Source organism: Amycolatopsis sp. NBC_00438, from assembly GCF_036026695.1.
Classification (GTDB): domain Bacteria; phylum Actinomycetota; class Actinomycetes; order Mycobacteriales; family Pseudonocardiaceae; genus Amycolatopsis.
In genome coordinates, this window is sequence record NZ_CP107923.1 from 4,591,058 (window position 1) to 4,612,929 (window position 21,872).

Genomic DNA, 21,872 nt, shown 5'->3' on the forward strand with positions numbered 1-21,872 from the left:
TGAAGCATACATTCGGATCGATGATCCGCAGATAAGTCTTACCAATTTTTGGGTCCGCTCCCTCTTGACTACGGACTTCTGACGGACTCTCATGGAAACCGCATCCAGCAACGCGAGATGTGTACGACACATGGCCGTATGCCGTTGTCTGATCAGTTCGGCTTGCGGGCCCCACGATGGAGTGGAGTAGCTCATGACAGCCCCAGCCCCCGGAGCCAGAAGATCAGGTCAGCGCCGCCGGCGGTCCGCCGGACTGGTGCTCGGCGTCGCGGCCGTCCTCGCCGCGGTCACGGCGTGCGGGAACGGCGGCAGCGGCACCGGCGCCGAGTCCGGGTTCCAGCCCGTCCAGCAGACCGGCGGACCGCTCACCGTGTGGGTCGACTCGACGCGGCTGCCCGCCGCGCAGCTCTACCAGAAGCAGCACCCGGCGACGAAGCTGAACATCGTCACCTACGACGGTGACGCCAACGGCTCCAACTACCTGCAGACGAAGGTCAGTCTGTTCAACCGCACCCGCAGCGGCTGGCCGGACGTCGTGTTCAGCACCCAGAACAACGAGACCTCGTGGGCGGTGCAGGCCGGCTTCACCGCGCCCCTGAACAAGGGGCAGATCCCTGACGCGACGCTGAGCGGCTGGGCCCCCGGCGCCAACGACCCGTGCACCGTGGACGGCACGCTCTACTGCCTGCGCAACGACCTCGCCCAGACCGTGCTCTGGTACAACGCTTCGCTGATGCAGCAGTGGAACTACCAGGTGCCCAAGACCTGGGAGGAGTACCAGGCGCTGGGTCAGCGCGTCGCCACCGAGCACCCCGGTTACCTGGTCGGCACGGCCGGGGACAACTTCACCCCGGAGATCTACCTGTGGGCCGCCAAGTGCGGCGCCAACGAGATCACCGGCCCCAAAGCGGTGAAGGTCAACACCACAAGTCCGGCGTGCACCCGGATGGCCACCCTGCTCGACACCCTCGTCGCGAACCGCTCGATGTCCACCAGCAGCGTGTTCAGCTCGGACTTCGACAAGAACTCCGGCGACAAGATCCTCATGCTGCCGGGGCCGTCCTGGTTCGGCGGGTCGATCTTCCAGGAGTCCCTGAAGACACCCAAGGGCCAGATCGGCGTCGCGCCGATGCCGCAGTGGGCCGGCGAAACCGCCCCGTCGGTCGGCAACGTCGGCGGGGGCACCTGGCTGCTGTCCGCCCACAGCGCCAACCTCAAGGACGCCACCGACTTCCTCACCTGGGTGACCACCGCGCCCGACTACCAGGGCCAGGTCGCACCGGGCTACCCGGCGAACACGGGCGCGGCGAAGGCCTGGCTGGCGAAGCAGACGGCCAGCGGGTACTACGCCGGCGACATCACCGGGCCGCTGCAGACGGCCGCCGCACAGGTGTGGCCGGGCTGGGGCTACGGGCAGTTCAGCCAGGAGGCGATCTGGGCCGCCACCGTCACCACCGGCCAGACCGCCGGGAAGACGATCGTCTCCCTGCTGCCCGACTGGCAGAAAGCGATCACCGACTACGCGAAGTCCAACGGGTACGAGGTCAGCCAGTGACCACGGCCACCCGGCCGTCCCGGCGACGGACCCGTTGGCCGGGCCGGGCCGGCCACCTCTTCGTCGCCGCCTACGTCGTCCTGCTCGTCGCGTTCGGGGTCGTGCCCACGGTGTACGCGATCTACTTCGCGTTCACCGACGCGGGCGACCGCTTCGCCGGTGTGGCGAACTTCGTCGAGGCCGCGGCCGACTTCCGATACTTCTCCGCCGTCGGGCACGTGGCGCTCTACCTGCTGTGCTGGCTGGTGTCGCTGGTGGTGTTCGTCGTCGGGCTGGCCCTGGTGCTGCACCGGCTGACCTCCCGCGCGGCCGGCACCGCCCTGCGGTTCCTCTACTACATCCCCGGGGCGCTGGCCGGTGCGGCCAGCGTGCTGGTCTGGCTGTTCATGCTGGACCCGTCGGTGAGCCCGGTGAGCTTCCTGCTGCGGGCGTCGGGTTTCGACACCTTCGGCGAGGTCGTCGCACCCGGGCATCTGCCGGTCCTGTTCACCATGATCGCCTTCTGGACCGGGGCGGGCGGCTGGATCGTCGTGATGTACGGCGCGCTGAACACCATCTCCCCCGACCTGCTGGAAGCGGCGCGGATCGACGGCGCGGGCACGTGGCAGACGGCGTGGCGCATCCAGATCCCCCTGCTGCGCAAGTGGATCGTCTACATGGTGATCCTCGCCTTCGCCGGCGGAACCCAGCTGTTCGTCGAACCTCAGCTGCTCTCGCAGGCGAGCGTGGGGGTCGCCGGCCGCGACTACTCGCTCAACCAGCTCTCCTACGACTTCGCCTTCCAGAACGACAACGTGAACACGGCCGCGGCCATCTCGGTGGAGCTGCTGGTGATCGGGGTGGTCGTCGCCGGCGTGTTCGTCGCCCGATCGGGGTTCTTCGATGCCGACTGACACCCGCACTCCCCCGCGCGTGGGCGCGTCGACCCGAGCCGCCCACGCCGGCTCGCCCCGGCGGAGCCGCGCGCGGAAGCTGCCGAACCCGCTTTCGGTGCTGGTGCTCGCCCTGTTCGCGGTCTTCTTCGTGCTTCCGGTGCTGTGGCTGCTGCTGGCCGCGACCAAGACCGACGACCAGCTCGTGCACGGCAACCCGCTGTCGTTCGGCTCGTGGGACGCACTCGGGGACAACTGGTCCGCGCTGACCACGTTCGGGGACGGCGCGATCTTCCGGTGGCTGGGCAACTCCGCGCTGTACTCGTTCATCGCGCTCGCGATCACGCTGTGCGTGGCGATCCCGGCCGGCTACGCCCTCGCGATGACCGAGTTCCGCGGCCGGCGCACGCTGCTCGTCGCGACACTGGTGGTCATGCTGATGCCGAACGCGACGCTGGTGGTCCCGCTGTTCCTCGAAGTCAACGCCGTCCACCTGATCGGCTCGATGTGGTCGATCATCCTGCCGTACTCGTTCTACCCGTTCGGCGTGTACCTGACCTACATCTACTTCTCAACGGCACTCCCCCGCGACCTGATCGACGCGGCGAAGCTCGACGGCTGCTCGCAGTTCGGCGTGTTCAGCCACATCGCCCTGCCCCTGGCCGCACCGATCGTCGCCCTCGTCGGCTTCTTCAGCTTCGTCGCCAACTGGACCAACTACTTCCTGCCGTACGTTCTGCTCCCGGAAAGCGGCCAGTTCCCCGTCCAGGTCGGCCTGGGCACCCTCCTCGACGCCGTCCCGCAGTTCAACCCGACCGCCGGCACCGCGGCGGTCGAGCGCCCGGAACTGGCGCTGGCCACCCTGCTCGCGATCACCCCGGTGCTCGTCGTCTTCCTCTTCTCCCAACGTTTCCTGGTCGCCGGGATGCTCGCCGGCGCAACCAAGGAGTGACCTCCATGGAGAACTTTGATGCCTCCCGTCATCACCGCCTCGGTACCTCTGCTCGAACCGCCGGGCTGGGCGATCGCGCAGCGCGAGCTGTTCTCCCTGCTCGACCGGGCGTGGCGCCGGTTCGCCCGTGATTTCACCGGCCCGGACGGACGGCTGCGGTACGAGGGCGAGCTCACCACCCGCGACGGCGTGGACGACTTCTACGAGACGTTCTTCAACTGGCCCCAGCTCTACCTGCTCGGTGGCGCCGACGACCTGCTCACCGAGTCCGAGCACCACTGGGAGGGCGTCACCCGGCAGCTGACCGAGCTGGGCATGCTGCACGACGAATACGAACGCGGCTACGACTGGTTCCACCAAGGCGAAAGCCTTTTGCTGCTGTACTTCCTGTCCATGGCCACGCCCGGGCGGTGGCGGGACCGGGCGCTGCGGTTCGCGGAGCTCTACGTCGATCCCGCGCACGGCAACTACGATCCCGTCCACCGCATCATCCGGCGTCCCCACAACGGCAGTGACCCGGCGCGCGAAGGGCTCTTCGACGGCGGCGCGTACCCATGGCTGCCCCGGGAAGCCATGACGTACGGCTTCCCGCTGGAGTGGCTGCCGCCGGACGACTCCGCGCTGGGCGAGCAGATGCGGCAGCGGATGGGGTCAGGCGACACCGCCGTCAACCTCGCGGCGTCCGGGCTGGTCCTCAACGCCCTGCTGCTGTCGGGCGAGGGGCGCTACCGCGACTGGCTCGCCGAGTACGTGGGCGCCTGGCGCGAGCGCGCGGCCGCCAACGGCGGCATCCTGCCCGACAACGTCGCTCCCGACGGCACCGTGGGCGGGCTGCTGGAGGGTCGCTGGTACGGCGGGCACTACGGCTGGTCGTGGCCGCACGGCTGGTACAGCGTCGGGCACGCCGCCGTCGTCGGCGCGCTGGCGGCCGCGCTCGCCACGGGCGACGACACGTTCACCGACCTGGTGCGCCCGGCCCTGGACGAGATCATCGCCCAGGGCAAGGTGATGGCCTTCACCGAAGCGGACTCCAGCCTCGGCTCCAAGTGGTCGGTCCAGCTGCGCGAAGACGTGCGCACGCCTACGCTGCACGTTCCCTTCCGCCACGACGACCGGGGCTGGTTCGACTACAACCCGATGCTGATGGGCGTCCCGGTCGCCCTGTGGCACCACTCCGCCTCGGCCGGCGACCGGGACCGCCTCGACCGGCTGCGGACAGCGAGCGGCTACGACTGGCGTACCGTGCGGCCTTTCCGCAGCAAGGAAGAAGCCGGTCACGAAGAGCCCTGGTTCGCCTACCTCGCCGGCGACGACCCCGGCTACCCGGAGCGGATCCTGGCCGCGGCGCAGGCCCAGGTGCGCCACCGGCTGACCCGCATGGAGCGCTACCGCGACCGGGACGTCCCCGAAGCCGACATCCACCTGTGGCAGCAGTCCAACCCGGTGGTCACCGAGGCGCTGGTGCAGCTCACCTGGGGCGCTCCGCAGGTCGTCTACAACGGCGGCCTGCAGCAGGCCCGCGTGCGCTACTACGACGCCCAGGCGCGGCGCCCGGGCCTGCCGCCGTCGGTGTCGGCCCTGGTTTCCGGCATCGACCCGGACGCGACCGTGCTCGACCTGGTCAACCTCGACCCGGAGGAGCGGCGGACGGTGATCGTGCAGGCCGGTGCGTTCGCCGAGCACCACATCCGCACCGCCCGCCACAGCGTCTGCGACGACCCGTCGTGGATCGGCGATCTCTACGACTACGGCCACGGCGAGCCGGCGGTGACGTCCGCGTCGATCGACGTCGAAGGCCCGTGGCTGGAGGTGGAGCTGCCCCGCTCCACCCGCGTCCGCCTGACCCTGCGGCTCGCCCTGCGCGCCCGTCCGCCGTCCTACGCCACCCCGTTCGACGAGCAGGCCTCCGCAGGTGCTCCGTGAAGCGGCCAACGCCCGGGAGCGCCGGTGTGACCGGGGTCCTCGACGCGCACGTGCACTTCTGGGACCCGCGGAAGCTGCGCTACCCCTGGCTCGACGGCATCGCGGCCCTGAACCGGCCGTTCACCCCCGGCGACTTCCCGGGACGTCTCCGGAGCGACGTCATCGTCGTCGAGGCGGGACGAGCGCCCGCGGATGCCGCCGGCGAGATCGGGTGGCTGCGGGAGGAAGCGCGGCGGCGGTCGTGGATCCGCGGCATGGTCGCGCACGTCGACGTCGAAAGCCCGGCAGCGACGAACCGGTTCCTCGCCGGGTACGGCGGTGATCCGTTCGTGGTCGGGGTCCGGCGCAACGTGCAGGACGAAGCGCCCGGTTTCCTCCGCGACCGCGGGTTCCGGGCGGGTGTGCGGCTGCTGGGCGAGGCGGGGTTGCCGTTCGACGCGTGCGTCCGCGCCCACCAGGTGCCCGAGCTGACCGAACTGGCGGCCGCCTGCCCGCGGACCACGATCGTCCTGGACCACCTCGGCAAGCCCACGCCGGGCGGCCCCGGGTACGAGCGGTGGCGCCGGGACCTGCGCCGGCTGGCCCGGCACGCCACCGTCCTGTGCAAGCTGTCCGGCCTGGCCACCGAGGCCACCCCGGGCACCCCTCGCCCGGTCGTGGTCGACGCGGTGCGCGAAGCCCTGGACACGTTCGGCCCCGGCCGGTGCCTGTACGGCAGCGACTGGCCCGTCCTGACCCTGGCCACGGATCCCGGGGCGTGGCTGGACCTGATCGGCGACGCGCTCGCCACCCACCCCGCCGCGGCCGCCGAAGCGGTTTTCCACCACAACGCCGCCCGGACCTACCGGGCGCACCACCCGGGAGCCCGAAAGGACCTGGACCCCCGGGTGGTGCGCCACCCGCCTCATCCACGCGGATGAGTGCCGGGTGACGATCTGAGTCACCCACCGGCCCACTGCTGGTTGGTCCCACCGTTGCAGGTCCAGACGATCACCGCGGTTCCGTTGCCGGTCGCCGCGCCGGTGACGTCCAAGCACAGGCCCGACTGGCCGTTCGTGAGGGTGCCGTTGGAGTTCGACGTCCACTTCTGGCCGTTGCCGCCGGTGCAGTTCGCGATCACCGCCGCGGTGCCGGCGGCGGTCCCGCCGGCCGCGGTGTCCAGGCACCGCTGCGAACTTCCGGAGTAGACGGTCAGCGCCCCGGCGCTCGTGCGGGTCCACTGCTGGTTCGTGCCGCCGTGACAGTCCCAGATCGCCAGCGCGGTACCGGCGGTGGTCGACGAACTGGGCACGTCCAGGCACCGGTTCGCGGCCACGGCGCGCACCGCGCCATCACCGCCACTGCCGCCGCCGCCGTTGAGCACGTCGAGGACGGCCGTGTAGGCCTGCTTCTTGCCGTAGTTGCCGTCGAACAGCAGCGGTGTGTCGCCCGAACGCCACGAATACTTGTCCGTGACGCCCCAGACGGTGATGCCGGTGCAGCGTGAGACCGCCATACAGGCCTGCGCGACCTGCCGGTACACGTTCGCCTGACCGGACCCCGAACCGCCGACGTCCAGCTCGGTGATCTGCACGTCGACGCCGAGGTCGGCGAAGCGCTGGAGGTTCGCCTGGTAGCTGCCGAGGTTGGAGTTCGAGCCGAGGTGGCTCTGGAAGCCCACGCAGTCGATCGGCACGCCCCGGCTCTTGAAGTCCCGGACCATGTTGTAGATCCCGGTGCTCTTCGCGTTGACGCCGTCGGTGTTGTAGTCGTTGTAGCAGAGCTTGGCGTTCGGGTCGGCCGTGCGAGCCGCGCGGAACGCGTCCTCGATGTAGCCGTCACCGAGCTTCTGCTGGAACACCGACTGCCGGCGGCTGCCGTTCTCCTCGAACGCCTCGTTGACGACGTCCCACGCGTAGAGCTGGCCCTTCCAGTGGCCGGCCACCTGGCTGATGTGGTTCAGCATCGCCGAGCGCAGGTTGCTCGCGTCCAGCCCGCTCACCCACCCGGCCAGCTGCCCGTGCCACACCAGCGTGTGCCCGCGGATCTTCATCCCTTTGCCGCGGCCCTGGCTGACGATCTGCTCCCCCGGCCCGAAGTTGAACTGGTTGCGGTTCGGCTCGACCGTGGCCCACTTCATCTCGTTTTCCGGGGTGACGCCGTTGTGCTCCGCCGTCCACGTGTTCACGTAGGCCGATTCGCCGAGGTGGCTCGTGGAGATCGCGGCGCCGAAGTACCTCCCGCTCTGCGCCGCCGCGGCGCCGAGCGTGCTCGCCGCACTGGCGGTGCCGGGGGAACAACACCAGGGCGCTTGCCGCGAGACCGGCGGTCGCGGTGGTGGCGAGCGCGGTACGCCACCGGGATGGGCTGGTAGTCATGACAACCTCGTTCCTTCGTCGAAGGTCCTAACCCAGCGTCCACTGCTGGTTGCTGCCGCCGTTGCAGGTCCACAGCTCGACCAGCGCGCCGTTGGCCGTGGACGCGCTCGTCACGTCCAGGCACAGACCGGACTGCCCGCCGGTGACCGTGCCGTTCGAGTTGACGGTCCACTGCTGGTTGGCCCCGCCGTTGCAGGACCAGGTCACCACCTTCGTCCCGGCACTGGTCCCGTTGCCCGAGGCGTCCAGGCAGAGCGTCTGCCCGCCGACGGTGGCCGTCAGCTGGTTCGACGACGTGCGGGTCCAGGTCTGGTTCGCCTGGCCGCTGCAGCTGTAGATCTGCAGCTGGGTGCCGGCCGTCGTGGTGGATCCCGGGATGTCGAGGCACTTGCCGGCGCCCACCGCGTGCAGCGGCCCGGTGGTGGTGCCGCTGCCGCCGGTGCCGTACCCGGCGGCGGTGATGTTGGCCTGCACGGCGTTCTCGGTGGCGTCCGACGGGTAGCCCGACGTCATCACGCCTTCGTAGAAGGTGCCCGCGGACCCGATGCTGTTGTCACCACCGGTGCCGAGGATGATCGCGCCTTCCTTCCGCATCGGGTTGTACCCCGACACGTTGGGGCGGGCACCGTCGTAGAAAGTGGACAGACCACCGGACTGCGCGTTGCCGCCGCGGATGGCCCAGTGGTTGGACTCGCCCTTGACGATCGCTGTGAGGTAGCGGTGGCTGATGCTGGGGTCGTTGGCGTTGTAGCGCTGGTTGATTCCGGAGAACAGGCCGTTCTCCAGGTCGGACATGATCCACGGGCCGTTTCCGGCGCCGTAGCCCCAGACCTTGATGTTGCCGAAGTAGATGGCCTCCATGGTGCCGTTGCCGTTGTCCCGGCTGTTGCGCTCGGCGTTGCCGTAGTCGAAGCAGCAGCCGCCGTTGTAGTGCGTGCCGTCGAAGATCGCGTACATGCCCTCCGGCTGGTCGCCGGTCGCGGTGCCGGTGGCGTTGTTGTTGCGGTAGCCGGTTCCGGGGGCCACGAACACGCCGTAGGCCTTCTGGCCGCCGACGGTGATCGGGGCGGCGGCCGCGTTGGCCAGGTTGTCGTACCCGCCGGCCGCCGGGCCGGAGAACCCGCCGGGCGGCGCCTGCGTGAGGTGGTTGCCGCGGCCGGACTGGTCGTAGATGACGGTGATCAGGCACGTCGTGCCCGCGCAGAACGAATCCTGGGTCGCGGCGTTCGCGACACCGCCGGCGCTCAGGACGCCGACGTCCCGCGTCGCGTTGTCGGAGGACCGCCGGACCTGGTACAGGGCACCGTTGTACGAGCCGTACAGGGCGCGGGTGGTGGAATGCGCGGCGACGCAGGGCGTGCCGCCGGCGGCGTAGAGGTCGCACGGCCCCTGCGTCGCGGCCTGCGCAGGTACGGCCGGGCCGGCCAGCGCGCCGGCGGTGAGCACCACCGCCGCGCCCACGGTCTGAAGCAGCCTTCGTGGGGTCATGAGCGAACTCCTTTGTCCGGACGAGATGCTGCTAGCTTCGGGCCCACTTCTGGGCATCGCCGCCCGTGCAGGCCTGCAGGGTCACCGGTGCGCTGTTCCCGGTGCCGCTCGGGCCGACGCACAGTCCTGATTGGACGCCGGTGATCGTGCCGTCGGTGGCGGCGTTCCACTGCTGGTTGGTGCCACCCGTGCAGTCCCAGATGATCACCCGGGTGCCCGCCGCCGTGCTCGCCCCCTCGGCGTCGAGGCACTTGGCGCCGTACACCTGCAGCTGCTTGCCGGAGGTGAGCGTCCACTGCTGGTTGCCGCCGCCGTTGCAGTCCCACAACGTCACCTGGGTGCCGTTGGTCTGCGACGCGCTCGGGACGTCGAGGCACCGGCTCGAAGCGGTGTTGCGCAGCACGGAGGTCGATCCGCCGCCCGAGCCCGTCACGGCGAGGTTGTCGAACTGGGCGGTCTCCCCCGTGCTCGTGCCGATCCCGGCCTGGCCGGCCGGGAAGGTGCTGTCGGTGACCGTGCCGAGCACGGCGCCGTCGACCGAAGCGGTGATGGTACTGCCGGAGAAGCCCAGGGACAGCTTGTGCCAGCTGTTGGTGCCCAGCCCGGTCGTCGTGCCGCTGCGCAGGGTGGTGACCTGCTGGCTGGTGTTGTTGCGCCGGATCGACCACGCGCCGGTGTCGCTGACCCGCAGGTAGTAGGCGTTCACCGCGCCCTGGTTGCCCGTGTCCTGCGAGCCGACCCGGCCGAGCAGCTCGACGTACCCCGACTTCTCCAGCAGCGCGTCCACGTCGACCGTGTAGTTGCTCCAGGCCACGTTGCCCAGCAACGCGTACGGATCGACGAACTTCTTCCAGGGGATCGTCTTCTGCGGCGCGGCCTGGCGCACGCACGTGCCGGAGCGGCCGGCGCCACACGACGACGTCTCGAAGGCGCCCTCCATGTCCATCAGGTACTTGGCTTCCTTGCCCTTCGCGTACCCGTCGAAGTTGTCGCTGTAGGGCAGGTTCAGCGACCCCTGCGACGGGCTGGCCGCGGTGCCCTTGCCCTGTCCGGTGGTGGTCGTGATCGTGTACTGGTAGCCGGGTTGGGCGGTCAGGGAGAAGGCTCCGCCGGACGGCGTGATGTCGGTCGTGTGCACGAAGTGGTCCGCGGGGTTGTTCGAGTTCAGGTTGGACGCCCACACGTGCACCTGGCCGGTGGACAGGCCGCCGGTGACGTTCAGGTTCAGCGTCTGGGCCGAAGTGGCGTCCATGGTTTCGATGATCGTGCTGTAGTCGGTGGTGCTCGGGGACTTCAGCGAGACGTAGCTGCCGTTGGCGCGGTTGCCGCCGAGGTAGCCGCTGGAGGCGTCGAGGTACTTCCAGCCGGGTGCGGTGAACTGGGTGGTGTGCGCCAGGGCCCAGGCGTCCTTGCCGACCGAGTAGTAGCCCGACCACGGCTGGTTGGCCAGCACCAGGCCCACGGTCGGCCAGGGGATGTTCGGCGTGGTGGCGGCGATGAGGTCCCAGTTGAGGTAGGCGGTCATCTTGCCGTCGAGGTAGACGCGGTTGATGCCGCGGGCCAGCGGCTTGGCGCCGTCGTTGTAGTCCTGGGAACCGTTCTCGCTGGACCACAAGGTCTTACCCGTGTTGGTGACGCTGGACGGGACACTGCAGGACGTCTGCGCGCTGAGGTAGCCGCACGTGTAGTGGGCGCTGAGCACATCGGTGGCGTTGCGGTAGGCCGTGTTCGTCGAGATCGCGCTCGCGGGTCCCCAGTCCCCCGGCCACGAGTCACCGGAGATGAGCTTGACGGCGCTGTACCCGTTGGCGTTGAGCGCGTTGCGGATCGTGACGGTCCAGTCGGCGCTCCACTGCTTCTCGTTCTGGACGGTCGTGAGGTAGTCCATCGTCAGCCCGTGCTGCTTGGCGCACCCGAGCCACGAAAGGTAGTAGTCGGTCAAGTCGTTGGAGAAGAAGGTGCCGTTGCCGATCCAGCCCGGCGCGCCCCAGGGCAGGCCCACGAGCTTGATGCCGGGGTTGCGTGCCTTGGCCTGCTCCATGAGCCACCACTCGTACCCGCGGTTGCAGTCCAGATCGCCGCGGAAGTGCGCGTGGCTAGGCTCCGCGCCGCTGGTGGAGTTGGTGTCCCCGCCCATCTCCACCTTGAGGATCTGCAGCGCGGCGCCGTAGCCCGGCTTGAACAGGTAGTCGAGGATCTGGCCGCGCTGGGGTTCGGGGTAGTCGATCAGCAGGCGGCTGTTCCCGCCCCCGCCGCTGACCGCGCCGACGCCGTCGAACGTGCGGCCGGCCGATCCGCCGTTGATCGTGATCGAGGTGGCGGCCTCGGCCGGCGCGGCCCCGGCCACCACACCGCCGGCCAGGACGACGACGGCGACCATCGAGGCTCGCACCCTCCGGAGCAGGGTTGGGGGCATGAGAGTTCTCGCTTCCGACGAAGGGTTCAGACGGCCGTGACGGTCCACTGGTTGTTGGTGCTGCTGTTCGGCGCCCACAGGACCACCGGGGAGCCGGCCGTGGTGGTGCCCGCGCCGTCGAGCGCGGTGCCGGTGCCCCGGTTGACGATCTGGCAGCGGCCGTTCCCGAGCCCGGCCAGCCGCCACTGCTGGTTGTCGCTCCCGGTCCAGGCCGCCTGCACCGCGTTGACGCCGTTGCCCGTCCGGCCGCCGCTGTCGGCGACCATGCCGTTGGTGCGGTTGACGATCCGGTGGTACCCGGTGCCCAGGTCCACCAGCTGCCAGTGCAGGTTGGCCGAACCGTCGTAGGACCACTGCTTGAGCACCGATCCGGCCGCGACGTTCCCGCCGCTGTCGAGCACGAGACCGGTCGTGACGTTCGCGATCCGGGCCCAGCTCGTGGGGAGCGGACCGGACCCCGGCGCCGGGATCTGGCCGGCGAAGGTCAGCTTCACCACGTACGCCGGGGCGTTGAACGGCGCCGACGGCAGCCGGATGTGCAGCCCGGAGCCGTCCTGGGTGCGGTCGGGCAGGTCGGTGTAGGACCCGGCGGTGGTGCCGAGCAGCTGCACGGTCCGCAGCGAACCGAGGTCGATCCGGCCCGAGCCGAGCGTCCCGATGTCCAGTGTGCTGCCCGGCCAGCCCAGGACCGTGGCGTAGAGGACGGTGTTGTCCTTGCTGCGGGTGAACCGGATGTCGCGGCTGGTGCCCTCGCGCGGCGTCGTGAAAGAGCCGCCGCCCATCTGCGTCGGGCCTTCGCCGTAGGCCGACCAGGCGCGGGTCGCGTAGATGGATTCCCCGAAGCGGGCGAGGTAGTCGCCGATACCGAGCAGGATCGTCCGCTGTCCCGAAGGGATGGTGCCGTCGGCCATCGGCGCGATGTTCAGCAGCATGGTGCCGTTCTTGCTGACGCGGTCGATCAGCGAGTGCAGCATCGCCTTCATCGAGTAGTAGCCGATTCCGCTCGTGTAGCACCAGCTGGAGCTGGAGATGCTGTCGTCGGTCAGCCAGTACGGGTTCTGGATGTCGGCCGGTCCGCCGCGCTCGAAGTCGAACACCTCACCACGGTTGTCGAAGCCGTCTTTGTAGGTCGCGACGACGTCCTTGTTCCACGCGACGGCCTTGTTGTAGTAGTAGGAAAGGAAGTTCAACCGCCGTGACTCGTCGACCCGGGGCAGGTTGAAGTCCTGCCAGACCAGATCCGGCTGGTAGCCGTCGACGACTTCGGCCAGCTTGTCGTACCAGAGCTGGTTCTCCGCCGTCGAACCCAGCTGGCCGTAGAGCTTGCGCAGGCTGGAGTCCGACTGCGAAGGCACGTGGTCGTAGTAGCCGGTGAAGTGGTAGGCGTGGTGCAGCGACACCATGAACTTGAGGCCCCGGGCGCGGATCGCGTCGGCGTGCAGCCGGACCAGGTCCAGCCGCGGCCCCTTGGCGACCGAGTTCCACTCGTTGACGGCGCTGTTCCACATCGAGAAACCGTCGTGGTGCTCGGCGACGGGTCCGGCGAACTTGGCGCCGGCGTCGGCGAACAGCTGCGCCCACTCCGCCGGGTCGAAGTTCCCGCCCGCGGACTTGAGTTTCGGCGCGAACTGCACGAAGTTGCCGGCCTTGTCGCGGGCCCCGTTGACGAAGTTGTGGTAGGGCCACGCCGACGGATCGCCGTACACGGCCTTGTGGTGGTTGTTCTCCGCCGAGCCCCCGACGTACATGTTCCGCGGGTACCACTCGTTGCCGAACGCCGGGACGCTGAAGACACCCCAGTGGAAGTAGATGCCGAACTTGGCGTCCTGGAACCATTCCGCCGCGGGCGGGTGCTGGTCGACCGACGACCACGAGGGCGTGTAGCTGCCCGGCCCGGCGGTGGCCCACGCGGCCCCGCCACGCAGGAGGCCGGCCGTCGCCGCGCCGCTCACCGTGATCAGACCCAGCATCGTGCGGCGGCTGAACTCGGGCATGGCGGGAATGCCTCCTCGGATCCGGAACGTTAGCGTTAACACTGTTTAGGCTCAGGGGAAGCCGAGGGTCAACCCCAGCGCCGAAACCAATCGCGAAACGCGGCGAAACCCCAGCGTGGACCGTGCGGGCAAAGTGAAACTTTCATGCGCCGTGGCGAATACTTGTGAGCGTGAACAGCACCGTGCCACACTGCATCTCGCCTGGCTCTGGAGCGCGAGCAACGGTGACCACAACCCAAGGAGCACCCGTGAAAGTCGCGTCCTCACCTTCGGCGATCTTCAAACCCCGGCGTGGACTCGCGCTGATCGCCGGACTGCTGTGCCTTCTCGGGCTGTTCCCGGCGCTGGCCCGGGCGGACAACCCGATCGTCCAGACCATCTACACCGCCGACCCGGCGCCGCTGGTGTACAACGGCCGTGTCTACCTCTACACCGGACACGACGAAGACGGCTCGACGTACTTCACCATGAAGGAATGGCGGGTGTGGTCGTCGGCGGACATGGTGAACTGGACCGACCACGGCTCCCCCCTGAACCTCGCCAGTTTCACCTGGGCGAGCGCCAACGCCTGGGCGGGCCAGACCGTCTACCGCAACGGCAAGTTCTACTGGTACGTCCCCATGACGGTCCGGGCGACCGGCGCGATGGCGATCGGCGTGGCCGTGGCGGACAGCCCCACCGGGCCGTTCCACGACGCTCTCGGGCACCCGCTCGTCGGCAACGGCGAGATCGACCCCACGGTGTTCGTCGACGACGACGGGCAGGCGTACCTGTACTGGGGCAACCCGCACCTGTGGTACGTGAAGCTCAACGCCGACATGATCTCCTACTCGAGCGGACCGACGCAGATCCCCCTGACGACCGCCGGGTTCGGCACGCGCACGGGCAACGCGAGCCGGCCGACCCTGTTCGAGGAAGGGCCGTGGGTCTACAAGCGCAACGGCTTGTACTACAACGTGTTCGCGGCGAAGTGCTGCTCGGAGTTCATCGGCTACTCGACCGCTCCCGGCCCCACCGGGCCGTGGACCTACCGCGGCACGGTCATGCCCACCCAGGGCGGCAGTTTCACCAACCACCCGGGCGTGATCGACTTCAACGGGAACTCCTACTTCTTCTACCACAACGGCGCGTTGCCGGGCGGCGGTGGCTACACGCGCTCGGTCGCCGTGGAGAAGTTCACGTACAACTCCGACGGCACGATCCCGACCATCACCATGACTTCAACGGGCGCACCGCAGGTGGGCACGCTGAACCCGTTTACCCGGCAGGAAGCGGAAACGACAGCCGGGGAATCCGGCGTCGAAACCGAGCCGTCCACCGAGGGTGGGATGAACGTCGGCTACCTCGAAAACGGTGACTGGATCAAGGTCAAGGGCGCCGCGTTCGGTTCCGGTGCCCGGTCCTTCACCGCACGAGTGGCCTCCGCGGCCGCCGGCGGCCGGATCGAAGTCCGGCTGGACAGCACGGGAGGCACGCTGGCGGGAACCTGCACCGTGCCGGGGACGGGCGGCTGGCAGACCTGGACGAGCGTGTCCTGCCCGGTGGCCGGGGCGACCGGCACACACGACCTGTACCTCCGGTTCACCGGCGGCAGCGGCTACCTGTTCAACGTGAACTGGTGGCAGTTCGCCGCCTGACATCGCGCCTCCACAAACGGAAAGGGGCGACGATGCCCGTTCGACCGCGTCACCGCATCCTGCATCTCCTCACTGCCCTGGCCTTGGCCACCGTGACACCGGCCGCGCCGGCCGCCGTGGCCGCGCCCGGCAGCCCGGCGCTCACCCCGCCGCTGGGCTGGAACAGCTGGAACAGCTTCGGCTGCGGCGTCAACGAGACCGCCATCCGCCAAGCGGCGGACGCGATGGTCGCGTCCGGGATGAAGGACGCGGGCTACCAGTACGTCGTCGTCGACGACTGCTGGTTCGACCCGCAACGCGACTCCCAAGGCGCCCTGCGCGCCAACGCGTCGAAGTTCCCGAGCGGCATGAAGGCGCTGGGCGACTACATCCACGGCCGCGGCCTGAAGTTCGGCATCTACCAGGTGCCGACCGACCGCACCTGCGCGCAGCGGACCGGCACCTACCCCGGTTCCACCGGCAGCGCGGGGCACGAGGTCCAGGACGCCACCACGTTCGCGTCGTGGGGCGTGGACTACCTCAAGTACGACTGGTGCTCCCCCGCCGGCACGCGCGACGAGCAGGTGGCCCGGTTCACGGTGATGCGTGACGCGGTGCGGGCCACCGGGCGCCCGATCGTTTACAGCATCAACCCCAACAGCTACCACGCCATCACCGGGGACAAGTACGACTGGGGCCAGGTCGCGGACCTCTGGCGCACCACCGAAGACCTGCTGGACATCTGGCAGAACGGCAACACCAACAGCTACCCGATGGGCGTGGGCAACGTCCTCGACGTCACCGCGCCGCTGGCCGCGCAGGCCGGCCCGGGGCACTGGAACGACCCGGACATGCTCGTGGTCGGCCGGCCCGGGCTGTCGCTGACCGAGTCCCGCGCCCACTTCGCCCTGTGGGCGCTCATGGCCGCGCCGTTGATGGCGGGCAACGACATCCGCACGATGTCCGCCGACATCAGCGCCGTGCTGCGGAACCCGCGCCTGCTGGCGATCGACCAGGACCGGCTCGGCGCCGGCGGCCGCCGGGTGCGCGACGACGGCAACACCGAGGTCTTCGCCAAACCGCTGGCCGACGGGTCGGTCGCGGTCGGGCTGCTCAACCGCGGGAGCGCCACGACCACCGTGAGCACGACCGCCGCGCAGATCGGGCTCTCCGGTACGGCGTTCACCCTGACCGACGTGTGGACCGGCGCGACGTCCACGACCGGCGGCCCGATCAGCGCGAGCGTGCCCGCCCACGGCGTCGCGGCGTACCGCGTGTCCGGCGGTTCCCCGCTGGCCGCCACGACGTCCCGGCTGCGCGGCACGGGATCCGGGCGCTGCCTGGACGTCGACAACGCCTCGACGGCCGCCGGAGCGGGCACGCTGATCCGGGACTGCCAGACCGCGGCGAACCAGCTCTGGACCACCTGGGAGAACGGCGAGGTCCGCGTGTTCGGCGACAAGTGCCTCGACGCCGACCACCAGGGCACCACCAACGGCACCCGGGTGATCAGCTGGCCGTGCAGCGGTCAGGACAACCAGAAGTGGACGATCGGCCAGGACGGCTCGGTCCGGAACGTCCATTCCGGACTGTGCCTGGACGCGGAAGGCGCGGGCACCGCCAACGGGACCCACGCGATCCTCTGGAGCTGCAACGGGCAGCCGAACCAGCGGTGGAGCCGCGTCTGAACCACCCGCCGCACCGCGCGGGGCGCCTTCCATGCAGTGAATGACTCGTTCCGGTCGCCGGATGACCGGAACGAGTCGTTCACTGGGCGGATTCATGCGGTGGTTGCAACACCCGGTGTCTGCCGATCGAACAGTAACGCGGTGAGGGCCTCGGCCGGCGTCCGCCGGCCGAGGGTCTCCCGCGGACGCCCGTTCAACTCCTCCGCCACCCGCTCCAGCTCCGCTGCGGTGTGCCGGGCCAGGTCGGTGCCCTTGGAGAAGTACTGACGGAGCAGACCGTTGGTACAGCGCCCCGATCGCGGAGGCGTTGTTGCTGCCCAGGATCAGGTCACCTTCCCAATGCCCCGGGACCGCCCGGTCGGCGACCTCGGCGGGCCGCACGGCGATGTTGACCATGTCCTGGATCCGGCCGACGGGCGTTCCCGCCGGGCCTGGGCCTGCCGCCCGGGCATCCGCAACGCCCACCCGGTCCGCAACGCCGCCGTCAGTTCACGGCGCAACGCGCCTCGGCTTTGGACGTAGAGGGACTGGTAGATCGTTTCGTGTGACACCCGCATCTCCGGCCGGTCGGGGAAGTCGAGGACCAGTCTCTCGGAGATCTGCCGAGGGGACCATTTGCGGTCCAGTCCGGCCTGCACCACCGCCCGCAGCGCCGGGTCGGCGGCCAGCTTCGCCGCTTTGGGTCGTGTCGTGCGGTGTTCAGGGCGCTGCTGGCTCGGTAGTGGCCGGTCAGACTGGTGTTGCGGGCCAGTTCCCGTGACACCGTCGAGGCCGAGCGGCCGATTGTCCTGCCGATGGCGCGGGGCCGTGGCCTGCGGCGGTGAGGCAGGCGATCTCGTCCCGTTCGGTCAGGCTCAACCGGGCAGGGCCGGTCCGGCGGGGTGCGTTGCCGGACTGATCGGGATAGCCATCGGTGTACTCGGATCATCGGCAATTCCACCTTTCGTTGAGGTGGTGTTGCAACGACCCCATGACTCCAAACCGCATCGCGGCCGAACGCCCGAGCCGTCGCGGCTCGGGCGTTCGGTTTCTCCCCGGAATGAAGCCTCAGCGGTAACCGGCCGCCACGATGTTGGCCTGCACCGCGTTCTCGGTCGCGTCGGACGGATAACCCGCGACCATCGCCCCTTCGTAGAACGTGCCGGCGCTCAGGTTGGCGCCGCCGCCGGGCTTGCAGCAGTCACCGCCGCTGCCCAGCACGATCGCGCCCTGCTTCTTCATCGGGCTGTACCCGCTCGGGAGCCCGCCGTCCCACAGCGTCGTCAGGCTGCCGGACTGGGCGTCACTGCCCTTGATGGCGAACCGGGACGTCCCGTTGTTCTTCAGCACCGCCGTGACGAACTTGCTGGTGAACGCGCGCTGGTTCGGGTTCCACGTCTGGCTGCCGCCGGGGTAGAGCCCCCACTCGAGGTCGGCCTGCACCCACGGGCCGCTGCCGGAGCACCCGCCGAACCAGCACTGCTTGCCGAAGTTGAGCGCGTCCATCGCGCCGGCCGCGTCGGCCTTCCTGGTCGTCTCGCTGTTGCCGTAGTCGAAGCAGCAGCCGCTGTTGACGTGCGTCCCGCTGGTCACCATGTACATGCCCTCGGGGGCGCTGCCGGTGGGCACGCCGGTCGAGTGACCGTCCCGCCAGTAGCTGTTGCCGGGGTTGATGTACAGGGAATACGCCTTCCGGCTGCCGACCGTGAGCGATTCCGTGGTCGCCTTCGCCGGACTGCTCTGACTGGACCCGGGCACCACGCTCGATCCCTGGTACCACAGGTCGTTCCCGCGCCCGGACTGGTCGTAGACCACCGTGGTGACGCAGGAAGTGCCGGAGCAGAAGGAATCCTGGGCCCCGGCGTCGGCCGCGCCGCCCGCCGCCACGACGCCGACGTTCCGGGTCGTGTTGTCGGACGCTCGCCGGACCTGGTACAGATTTCCGTTGTAGGAGCCGTAGAGGGCGCGGACCGTGCTGTGCGCGGCGACGCACGGCGTGCCGCCCGACGCGTAGATGTCGCACGGGCCCGCACCGGTCGGTGGCGGGGTGTTCGCGGTCCACCGCTGGTTGCTCTGGCCGTGGCACGTCCAGAGGATGACCGCGGTGCCGTTGGCCGTGCCGGCCCCGTTCACGTCCAGGCACAAGCCCGACTGGACGCCGGTGATCGACCCGTCGGAGTTCTGCCGCCACTGCTGGTTCGCCCCGCCGGTGCAGGACCAGATGATCACCGCCGTGCCGGGTGCCGTCTGGTTGCCGTAGGCGTCCACGCACCGCGTCCCGCTCGACGCCCGGAGCTCCCCGGCGGAGCTGAACTCGAAGGCCTGGCTCGCCTGGCCGGTGCAGTCCCGGATCTCCAGCGCCGTGCCCGGCGTGTCGACGCCGCCCGTCACGTTCAGGCACCGCCCCGACGCCGCGCTCGTGAGGGACGTCGACGCCGCGGACGCCGGTGGCGCGCCGGCCAGCACGGCCGCCAGCATCGTGGCCAGCACCAGGACGGCGCGCACCGGCTTGACTCGAGTGGTCACGAATCCTCCTTCGAGCGCTGCGGATCTCCGCAGGCTGGGTGTTAGCGCTAACACATTGGGAGTCATGCCGTCGCACGCAGGACGAGCTTGGTGTCCAGCACGGCACAGCGAGGAGTGGCCGAGCCGCCGAGCATCGCGAGCAGCTCGCCCGTCATCCGGGCGCCCATCTCTTCGATCGGCTGGCGCACGGTGGTGAGCGGCGGATCCGTGCGGCGGCCGATCGGCAGGTCGTCGAACCCGATGACCGCCACGTCACCGGGCACCCGCCGCCCCGCGCGGTGCAGGGCTCGCATCGCGCCGACCGCCATCATGTCGGACGCGGCGAAGATGGCGTCGACGTGCGGCCGGCGGTCCATCAGGCGGACGGTGGCGTGCTCGCCGGAGGCCTGACCGAAGTCGCCGAACACCACCAGCCCGCGGTCGCCGCGCCCGGCACCCGCCACCGCCTGGCGGTAGCCGAGCAGCCGGTCCACACCCGCGGTCATGTCCTGCGGTCCGGCGATGGTCGCCACGGTCCGCCGGCCCGCGTCGATGAGTCGCTGGGTGGCCCGCTGCGCCCCACCCCGGTTGTCCACGTCGACGTAGGACGAGCAGTCCCCTTCGCGGACCGGCCGCCCGCCGAACACCACCGGGATGCCGAGCCAGTCCAGATCGAGCGGGCGGCGGCCGTGCATGCCGACGACGAGAGCGCCGTCGACGTGGCCGCCGTCGAGGTAGCGCACCACCGGGGCCTGGTAGTTCTCCGTCGCGGGCACGGTGAGCAGGACGAGCTGCAGGCCCGCCTCGGTCAGCTCCTTCCCGGCGCCGGCGGAGATGCGGGCGAAGTAGGGGTCGGCGAACAGCCGCAGCACCTCCTCGCACACGACCAGCGCGACCGATCCGGTGCGCCCCGCCGTCGCCCGCGCGGCTCTCTGCCGGGCGTAACCCAGAGCCGACATCGCCGACTCCACCTGCTTGCGCGTTTTCGGCCGGACCCGCGGAAAGCCGTTGAGCACGCGGGACGCGGTGGCGGTGGACACCCCGGCCGCCCGCGCGACGTCGGCCAGGGTCGGACGGAGCTGGGGCAACTCGACGGACGACACGTTCGCTCTCCCAAGACGTCTTTGTCTCTGCAGGGCTCACTGAGAATACCGCCGGGTAACGGGCGGTTCAGGCGCGTTGGACCCGGAATCTCTGGTTGGCGCCACCGGTGGCGCTCCACTGGGAGATCCGCGCGCCGTCGGCGGTCGAAGCTCCCCACACGTCCATGGACAGGCCGCTCAGCCGGTTGACCAGGCCGACGACCCCGCCGCCCAGGTCGGCCACGCGCCACTGCTGGGCGGCGGCGCCGGAGTCCGGTTGCTGGCTGATGTCCGCGCCGGTGGCGGTGCCGGCCACCTGGAGCACGAGGCCGCTGTGGCGGGCCCGGACGCGGTAGTAGCCGTCGCCGGAGTCGAGGAAGTCGAACTGCTGGTTCTGCCCGCCGGTGGCCGGCCACTGCTGCAGCAGGGCACCGGCCGCGGTGGAGACGCCACTGATGTCCAGGAGCTTGCCGCTGTGCTCGGCGGCCAGGGTGTAGTTCACTCCGACCTGCACGGGCGACCCGGCCGGCGGGGTCGACGAATCGAACTGCGTGAGGAACTTCCACACCTCGCCGGACGTCCAGGTCTGCCAGCCGCTGCAGGTGCACCCGTCGCGCGGGCCGGGGTCGTGGCCGCCGTCGAACGCGGCCCAGACCACCGGGTAGCCGGTCCGGCAGCCGGAGTAGGCGGTGACGATGTGGGTGTGGCTGCCGCTCGAGGGCTCCGGCGGGTTCTGCGCGGTGCAGCCGTTGTTCCGGACGAACTGGTCGCGCAGCGAACGGCCGGAAGCGATGGGCAGGACGTTGTCCCCGATGCCGTGCATCCCGATGTAGGCGACCGGCTGGGTGCCGCCGTTGCACCCGCTGAGGTTCGCCCCGGAGTAGACGGCGACCGCGCGGAAGACCGTCGGCCGCGCGCAGGCGAGCGCGTAGCTCATGGCGCCGCCGTAGCTGAACCCGCCCGCGAAGACCTGCGAGGTGTCGATGCACAGCGCCGCCTCGAGCTGCCGCAGCAGGTCGTCGACGAAGGTGACGTCCTGGCCGCCGGGGTTGGCCCAGCCGTTGCCGTTGCCCTGGGGCGCGACGAAGATCGTGTTGTTGCCCGCGCTGTCCGCGAGCCGCCGGAGCCCGTAGTAGGACCAGTTGTACCCGTCGGTCCCGCCGGAGTCGACGTCGTTGGCCGTGCCGCCGCGCCAGTGCAGCCCCACGAACAGCCGGTAGGAGTGGGAGTTGTCGTAGTTGGCCGGGACCCGCAGGATGTAGCTGCGGTTCTGGCCGCCGCTGGAGATCGTGTGGCTGCCGCTCGCCAGCCCGGGAGCGGACCCGCAGCCCGCGGTGGCCGCCGACGTCGACGCCTCCCCGGGCACAGCGGCTTCGGCGTTCCCGGCCATGGCCAGCAGCGCCCCGATCGCGACGGTCACGAACAGCCGTCTGAACTTCGCCATG

14 protein-coding genes and 1 pseudogene are annotated in these 21,872 nt (G+C 70.0%); 7 read left to right on the forward strand and 8 right to left on the reverse strand.

From position 1 onward, the window contains the following. Window positions 1–193 precede the first annotated feature (193 nt). From OG494_RS20255 to OG494_RS20275, 5 genes are read left to right on the forward strand one after another with little or no spacing between them, the layout of a single operon-like run. Window positions 194–1,555 (forward strand): ABC transporter substrate-binding protein, encoded by a 1,362-nt coding sequence (locus tag OG494_RS20255; protein ID WP_328457979.1) that lies wholly within the window; start codon window positions 194–196, stop codon window positions 1,553–1,555. Continuing rightward, the gene (locus OG494_RS20260) at window positions 1,552–2,448 is read left to right on the forward strand and encodes a carbohydrate ABC transporter permease (protein ID WP_328457981.1); all 897 of its coding nucleotides are present in this window, start codon (window positions 1,552–1,554) and stop codon (window positions 2,446–2,448) included. Before OG494_RS20255 ends, OG494_RS20260 begins: the two co-directional genes overlap by 4 nt. Beyond that, entirely contained in the window at window positions 2,438–3,379 is a 942-nt protein-coding gene (locus tag OG494_RS20265) for a carbohydrate ABC transporter permease (protein WP_328457984.1), read from the forward strand. Before OG494_RS20260 ends, OG494_RS20265 begins: the two co-directional genes overlap by 11 nt. An 18-nt stretch (window positions 3,380–3,397) precedes the next feature. Next, window positions 3,398–5,302: a hypothetical protein gene (locus OG494_RS20270; protein WP_328457986.1), complete on the forward strand. Its 1,905-nt coding sequence runs from the start codon at window positions 3,398–3,400 to the stop codon at window positions 5,300–5,302. A 26-nt stretch (window positions 5,303–5,328) separates the two neighbouring features. Continuing rightward, entirely contained in the window at window positions 5,329–6,222 is an 894-nt protein-coding gene (locus OG494_RS20275; RefSeq protein WP_328457988.1) for an amidohydrolase family protein, read from the forward strand. A 20-nt stretch (window positions 6,223–6,242) separates the two neighbouring features. Here the strand turns inward: OG494_RS20275 and OG494_RS20280 are convergent, their stop codons facing one another. The 4 genes from OG494_RS20280 to OG494_RS20295 form a co-directional block, all read right to left on the reverse strand. After that, the gene (locus OG494_RS20280; protein ID WP_328458980.1) at window positions 6,243–7,502 is read right to left on the reverse strand and encodes an endo-1,4-beta-xylanase; all 1,260 of its coding nucleotides are present in this window, start codon (window positions 7,500–7,502) and stop codon (window positions 6,243–6,245) included. A 184-nt stretch (window positions 7,503–7,686) separates the two neighbouring features. Beyond that, window positions 7,687–9,147, reverse strand: a complete 1,461-nt coding sequence (locus tag OG494_RS20285) for an arabinofuranosidase catalytic domain-containing protein (RefSeq protein WP_328457990.1) — start codon at window positions 9,145–9,147, stop codon at window positions 7,687–7,689. A 31-nt stretch (window positions 9,148–9,178) separates the two neighbouring features. Then, window positions 9,179–11,527, reverse strand: a complete 2,349-nt coding sequence (locus OG494_RS20290) for a ricin-type beta-trefoil lectin domain protein (protein ID WP_328457992.1) — start codon at window positions 11,525–11,527, stop codon at window positions 9,179–9,181. A gap of 62 nt (window positions 11,528–11,589) precedes the next feature. Then, a complete protein-coding gene (locus tag OG494_RS20295) occupies window positions 11,590–13,557 on the reverse strand; it encodes an alpha-L-fucosidase (protein ID WP_328457994.1) in 1,968 nt (655 codons plus the stop codon). Between the two features lie 248 nt (window positions 13,558–13,805). Between OG494_RS20295 and OG494_RS20300 the strand changes: the two genes are divergently transcribed. Together OG494_RS20300 and OG494_RS20305 are read left to right on the forward strand one after the other, a co-directional pair. Further along, window positions 13,806–15,194, forward strand: coding sequence for a glycoside hydrolase family 43 protein (locus OG494_RS20300; RefSeq protein WP_328457996.1), 1,389 nt, complete (start codon window positions 13,806–13,808; stop codon window positions 15,192–15,194). Window positions 15,195–15,226: 32 nt separating this feature from the next. Then, on the forward strand, window positions 15,227–16,861 hold the full coding sequence (locus OG494_RS20305) for a glycoside hydrolase family 27 protein (protein WP_328457998.1): 1,635 nt from the start codon (window positions 15,227–15,229) through the stop codon (window positions 16,859–16,861). A gap of 92 nt (window positions 16,862–16,953) precedes the next feature. On the opposite strand, the pseudogene OG494_RS20310 reads toward OG494_RS20305, so the two are convergent. The 4 genes and pseudogenes from OG494_RS20310 to OG494_RS20325 form a co-directional block, all read right to left on the reverse strand. Beyond that, window positions 16,954–17,645: pseudogene (locus OG494_RS20310) on the reverse strand (IS30 family transposase); the annotation flags it as partial. Between the two features lie 263 nt (window positions 17,646–17,908). Further along, window positions 17,909–19,366, reverse strand: a complete 1,458-nt coding sequence (locus OG494_RS20315) for an arabinofuranosidase catalytic domain-containing protein (RefSeq protein ID WP_442874442.1) — start codon at window positions 19,364–19,366, stop codon at window positions 17,909–17,911. Window positions 19,367–19,428: 62 nt separating this feature from the next. Then, on the reverse strand, window positions 19,429–20,448 hold the full coding sequence (locus OG494_RS20320; protein WP_328458000.1) for a LacI family DNA-binding transcriptional regulator: 1,020 nt from the start codon (window positions 20,446–20,448) through the stop codon (window positions 19,429–19,431). 67 nt (window positions 20,449–20,515) lie between these two features. After that, complete coding sequence (locus tag OG494_RS20325; RefSeq protein ID WP_328458002.1) at window positions 20,516–21,871, reverse strand: RICIN domain-containing protein; 1,356 nt, start codon at window positions 21,869–21,871, stop codon at window positions 20,516–20,518. Window position 21,872: the final 1 nt, after the last annotated feature.

Excerpts from the sequence above, each read along its gene's own strand:
- OG494_RS20255 (WP_328457979.1), top strand. The coding sequence starts at position 194 with ATGACAGCCCCAGCCCCCGGAGCCAGAAGATCAGGTCAGCGCCGCCGG.
- OG494_RS20265 (WP_328457984.1), top strand. The coding sequence starts at position 2,438 with ATGCCGACTGACACCCGCACTCCCCCGCGCGTGGGCGCGTCGACCCGA.
- OG494_RS20270 (WP_328457986.1), top strand. The coding sequence starts at position 3,398 with ATGCCTCCCGTCATCACCGCCTCGGTACCTCTGCTCGAACCGCCGGGC.
- OG494_RS20285 (WP_328457990.1), bottom strand. The coding sequence starts at position 9,147 with ATGACCCCACGAAGGCTGCTTCAGACCGTGGGCGCGGCGGTGGTGCTC.
- OG494_RS20290 (WP_328457992.1), bottom strand. The coding sequence starts at position 11,527 with ATGGTCGCCGTCGTCGTCCTGGCCGGCGGTGTGGTGGCCGGGGCCGCG.
- OG494_RS20295 (WP_328457994.1), bottom strand. The coding sequence starts at position 13,557 with ATGCCCGAGTTCAGCCGCCGCACGATGCTGGGTCTGATCACGGTGAGC.
- OG494_RS20305 (WP_328457998.1), top strand. The coding sequence starts at position 15,227 with ATGCCCGTTCGACCGCGTCACCGCATCCTGCATCTCCTCACTGCCCTG.
- OG494_RS20325 (WP_328458002.1), bottom strand. The coding sequence starts at position 21,871 with ATGGCGAAGTTCAGACGGCTGTTCGTGACCGTCGCGATCGGGGCGCTG.